5 protein-coding genes and 1 pseudogene are annotated in these 4597 nt (G+C 69.6%); 2 read left to right on the forward strand and 4 right to left on the reverse strand.

Going from position 1 to position 4597, the window contains the following annotated elements:
• Positions 1 to 75: 75 nt before the first annotated feature.
• The gene (locus WBP48_RS18630) at positions 76 to 783 is read right to left on the reverse strand and encodes a DUF3105 domain-containing protein (protein ID WP_424442294.1); all 708 of its coding nucleotides are present in this window, start codon (positions 781 to 783) and stop codon (positions 76 to 78) included.
• 112 nt (positions 784 to 895) lie between these two features.
• Between WBP48_RS18630 and WBP48_RS18635 the strand changes: the two genes are divergently transcribed.
• A complete protein-coding gene (locus WBP48_RS18635; RefSeq protein WP_424442296.1) occupies positions 896 to 1537 on the forward strand; it encodes a phosphatase PAP2 family protein in 642 nt (213 codons plus the stop codon).
• 9 nt (positions 1538 to 1546) lie between these two features.
• A complete protein-coding gene (locus WBP48_RS18640) occupies positions 1547 to 3484 on the forward strand; it encodes a helicase HerA-like domain-containing protein (RefSeq protein ID WP_424442297.1) in 1938 nt (645 codons plus the stop codon).
• A 162-nt stretch (positions 3485 to 3646) separates the two neighbouring features.
• On the opposite strand, the gene WBP48_RS18645 is transcribed toward WBP48_RS18640, so the two are convergent.
• From WBP48_RS18645 to WBP48_RS18655, 3 genes and pseudogenes are all read right to left on the reverse strand, one after another.
• Positions 3647 to 4099 (reverse strand): type II toxin-antitoxin system VapC family toxin, encoded by a 453-nt coding sequence (locus tag WBP48_RS18645; protein WP_424442299.1) that lies wholly within the window; start codon positions 4097 to 4099, stop codon positions 3647 to 3649.
• Positions 4083 to 4313, reverse strand: coding sequence for a FitA-like ribbon-helix-helix domain-containing protein (locus tag WBP48_RS18650; RefSeq protein ID WP_424442300.1), 231 nt, complete (start codon positions 4311 to 4313; stop codon positions 4083 to 4085). Before WBP48_RS18650 ends, WBP48_RS18645 begins: the two co-directional genes overlap by 17 nt.
• A 58-nt stretch (positions 4314 to 4371) precedes the next feature.
• Positions 4372 to 4597, reverse strand: a pseudogene (locus WBP48_RS18655) (thiol reductant ABC exporter subunit CydC); the annotation flags it as partial.

A 4597-nucleotide genomic window follows, 5' to 3' on the forward strand; every position in this document is an offset into this window, starting at 1 on the left:
GCATCGCCCACCACGGCGGCAGCGCGCGGGCGCCGGCGCTCAAGCCGTCGGTGCCGCTGCCCTCCGGTTCCTCGGTCACGACTGTTTGCCCGGGCCGTCGATCGCGCCGGTGCACGACGCCCCCGGCTCTGGAACGTTCTGGTTGCGCCAGTACTCCTCGAAGAACTGCGGGATGCGCTCGTCGGAGGCGCTGTCGACCTGCAGCTGCGCGTTCCAGGCGCTCAGCACGATCGGCGACGGCAGTCCTTCGTAGGGCGAGAGGAGCGCGTACGTCGTCGGCAGCTGGGCCTTGAGCTCGTCGAGTTCGGTACCCGAGACCTGATCCGCGTCGTACGTCACCCACACGGCGCCGTGCTCGAGCGAGTGCACGGCGTACTCGTTCTGTTGCGGCTGGTCGTAGACGCCGCAATTGAGCCAGTACCCGTTGTGCGGTCCTCCGGCGGGCGGATTCTGCGGGTACTCGACGGTGCCCTCGACATGCGTCGTCTCGTTCGTGAAGGTCTCGACGCCCTCGATCTCGGCGCCCGTGCCGCCGGCCTCGTAACTGACCCGCTTCGGCGTGAAGATGAGGGATGCCGCGATCACGGCGACCACGACGAGACCAGCGGTGATTCCGACCACCCACCACGTGAGCCTGCTGCGACGACGCCTGGCGAGCTGGCGCTGATACTCGGCGAGCTTCTCCTGCTTCTGCTGCTCACGTTGCTGCTTGACGGAGAGCTCGATCTTCGCCTGCGTGGCGGGATTGCCGCTCTTGCGCGGATGCGGGGGCGTCGGGGTCATGGGATGATCTCGGCTCGGTGGTGCTCGCGGGATGTCCCCCAAGTCTATGCGGACGGATGGGATCGGGGGCCGGTTCCGGCCCGCGACGGTGACGTTCGGGCAGAATGGGGCGATGTCCCGCCAACCGCTCGACGACGCCGTGATCACCCGAGCTCTGCAGCGCGCGGTCGTGGGGGTGCTGCTCATCGCGGTCACGGTCGGCCTCGGCATCCTCATCGCCTGGGAAGCCGACATCGACGTCGATGACTGGTGGAACGGCTTCGTCGAGACGTTCATGTTCCTGCGGCCGTTCTCCCTCGCGATGAACTTCATCGGCGGCGGATGGTTCGCGACCTTCGTCGTACCGCTGTCGGGAGCGGTCGTCATGCTGGCGCTGCGCCGACCGTGGGGTGCGGTGTTCGTCCTGGCGGCGTCGGCGGGAAGTGCCGTGGTCGTGCAGATCATCAAGGCGATGTTCGGTCGGGCCCGGCCCGAGGACATGATCGTGGTGTCCGACCACGGCTCGTTCCCGTCAGGGCACACCGCGAACGCTGCGACGGTCGCGACGATCGCGGTGATCCTGTTTCCGCGGCTGTGGGTCGCGGTGGTGGGCGCGGCGTGGGTGTTCGCGATGGCGTTCAGCCGCACGCAGGTGCACGCGCACTGGTTCACCGACACGGTCGGCGGAGCGCTCGCGGGGCTCGGCGCGGCATTGGTGGTGGCGGCCGCCTTCACGGCGGTGCTGGAGCGCGAGAGTGAGTGGCGGGATCGCTAGGCTGACGCCATGAGCGCTCCCGACGACGCGGAACTCGCACGCCTCCAGGCCGAAGCCGAAGCCGCCGAAGCCGCACTGAAACTCGCGCAGGCCAAGGCCGCTCTCGCGGCCGCCCAGGCGGCGCGGGCGGCGAGTGGTGGCGTGGCGCCGGCGGTGCCCGCGGTTGCTGCGGAGCCTGCGGCGGAGGACGAAATCCCGGCATCCGATCCTCAGAATCCGTCATCTCCTCAGAATCCGACGCCGGTGCCGGATGCCGAGACTCCGGCATCCGACTCCGCCCCGGCATCCGCACCGCTGGATGCGGACCAGGTCGCCGCCATCGCGAAGGGCTACGCCTTCGAGGGGCTGACCCTGGACCTCGGAGCCCTCATGAACACCGACCCGGTGCCGACGGCGCAGATCCGCATTCCGCTCGCGATGATGAACCGGCACGGACTCGTCGCCGGAGCGACCGGCACGGGCAAGACCCGCACGCTGCAGGGCCTGGCGGAACAGCTCGCCGCCAAGGGCGTGCCGGTATTCGCCGCCGACATCAAGGGCGACCTGTCGGGCGTCGCGACGCCGGGGGAGCAGAGCGACAAGCTGCTCGCCCGCACGAGCGCGATCGGGCAGGACTGGAAGCCCACGGCATCCGTCACCGAGTACTTCGCGCTCGGCGGCGTCGGCAAGGGCGTGCCGGTGCGAGCGACCGTCAGCGGATTCGGGCCCCTGCTGCTGAGCAAGGTCCTCGGGCTGAATGCGACGCAGGAGTCGAGCCTCGGGCTCGTCTTCCACTACGCCGACGCGAACGGGCTCGCGCTCGTCGACCTGTCGGACCTGCGCGCCGTGCTCACCTACCTCACGAGTGACGAGGGCAAGAGCGAGCTCAAGGGGCTCGGCGGGCTGTCGGCGGCGACGGCGGGGGTCATCCTGCGCGAGCTCATCACATTCGCCGACGACGGCGCCGACGTGTTCTTCGGCGAGCCCGAGTTCGACGTGCGGGACTTCCTGCGGACGGCGGTCGACGGGCGCGGGATCATCTCGCTGCTGGAGGTTCCCGGCGTCATCGACAAGCCGGCGCTGTTCTCCACGTTCCTGATGTACCTGCTGGCCGAGCTGTTCGAGCTCCTCCCCGAGGTGGGGGATGCCGACAAGCCGAAGCTCGTGTTCTTCTTCGACGAGGCGCACCTGCTGTTCAAGGACGCGTCGAAGGACTTCCTCGCCGCGATCACGCAGACGGTCCGCCTCATCCGCTCGAAGGGAGTCGGCGTGTTCTTCGTGACGCAGACTCCCAAGGACGTGCCCACGGACGTGCTCGCGCAGCTGGGGTCGCGCGTGCAGCACGCGCTGCGCGCCTTCACGCCGGACGATGCGAAGGCGCTGCGCGCGACGGTCGGGACGTATCCCCGCTCGGGATACGACCTGGAGCGCGTGCTGCAGGAGCTCGGCACCGGTGAGGCGATCGTCACCGTCATGAGTGAGAAGGGCGCACCGACGCCGGTCGCGTGGACCCGTTTGCGGGCGCCGCAGGGCCTCATGACGCCGACGCCCGATCCGGACATCGTGCGGGCTGTGAACGCGTCGCCGCTGCTGGCGACCTACGGCACGGCGATCGACCGCGAGTCCGCGCGCGAGATCCTGACCGCGAAGATGAACGCCGCCGCCGCTGCGGAGGCGGCGGCTGAGGCGGCTGCCGCGAGGGCGAAGGCGGATGCCGAGCACGCCAAGCAGCAGGCCGCGATCGCGAAGGCCGATGCCGCCGCCGCGCGCGAGCGGCAGAAAGAGTACGACCGCCTCATGAAGGCCTCGGGAGGATCGGGTCGGCCGGGCGGTTCGGGCGGCGCGACCCGGACGCGCACGACGCGCCGTGCGGAGAAGTCGCCGCTCGAGCAGGTGCTCGGGTCGAAGGCGACAGAGGCGATCCTGAACTCGGTGATCCGCGGGATGTTCGGCACCGGGCGGCGCTGAGCCGGTTGCGGCGCTGGCTCTGCTGCGCGCTGGCGCCGCGGCCGCGGCTGGTTCTGCTGGCGCTGGTTGGTTCAGGTGGCGCGTTCTGCGGGAATGACCTTGGAGTTTCCGCGGGTCTCGTCACCTGAACCGCCGGAATGGTGGATTGGGTGCGCTTGGGGTTCAGTGCTGCAGCGCCTCGATGCTGATGAGGTCGGAGTACCGCGTGAAGTGCTGCAGGTTGTCGGTCACGATCGTGACGGCGCGGTGCGCCACCGCGACAGCCACGATGTTGGCGTCGTGAACCTGTTTGCCGGTGGCGGCGCCCTGTGAGACGAGTTCCAGCAGTCTTCGCACCGCCGTCGCGTCGTCCGCAAGGAGTCGCATGTCGCTGAGGAACTCGTCGACGTTGGCGCGCGCCTGGGCTGCGGTGAGTCCGAGTCCGTTGGCGGTCTCTGGCCGGGTGGCAACTGCCAGATACTCACGCACGATCTGCGGGGTCAGCGCGAGTGGACGCTCGTCGTCACTGAGAAATGCGGTCGCCGCAACGTGTGCGGAGCGGCTCATATCCGTCGCCGCGAGCAGCACGGTGGTGTCCACGACAACGGGGCCGATGGCGTCAGCGTTCGTCGTCATCGTAGAAGTCGCCACGGTCGAACGACTCGGTGCGCCCCGTGGTCACGGTATGCAGCCGAAGCCGATGCGGACGGGCACCTGCGGCTGCGTCAGCCGCGAACTGTTCGAGCGCGGCACGCAACTCCTGTTGCATGGAACGGCCATGTCGCTCAGCCTGCCGCTTGATGGCGGCGACCGTCTCCTCGGGGACGTCGCGGATGTGCAGTGCAGGCATGGGGTCATGGTAGCACCGAGTGCTAGCACTCGATGCGCGCGGCGTGAGGTCGCGGCGGTCAACCGGCGACGCGGCCGGACTCCAGGCGCACGGTGCGGTCGACCAGGCCGGCAGGAACCGCGACGTGTGAGATGAGCACGACGGCCTGGTCCGGACCCACGGCTCCCAGCAGGTCGGTCAGCAGGGCGTCGGAGGCGGCCGGGTCGACGCCGGCGGTCGGTTCGTCGAGGACGAGCACGGGGAACCCGCGCAGGATGCCGCGGGCCAGCGCGATCCGTTGTGCC

The sequence above is a fragment of the Microbacterium sp. genome, assembly GCF_049661145.1.
In the GTDB taxonomy this organism is placed as follows: Bacteria; Actinomycetota; Actinomycetes; order Actinomycetales; family Microbacteriaceae; genus Microbacterium.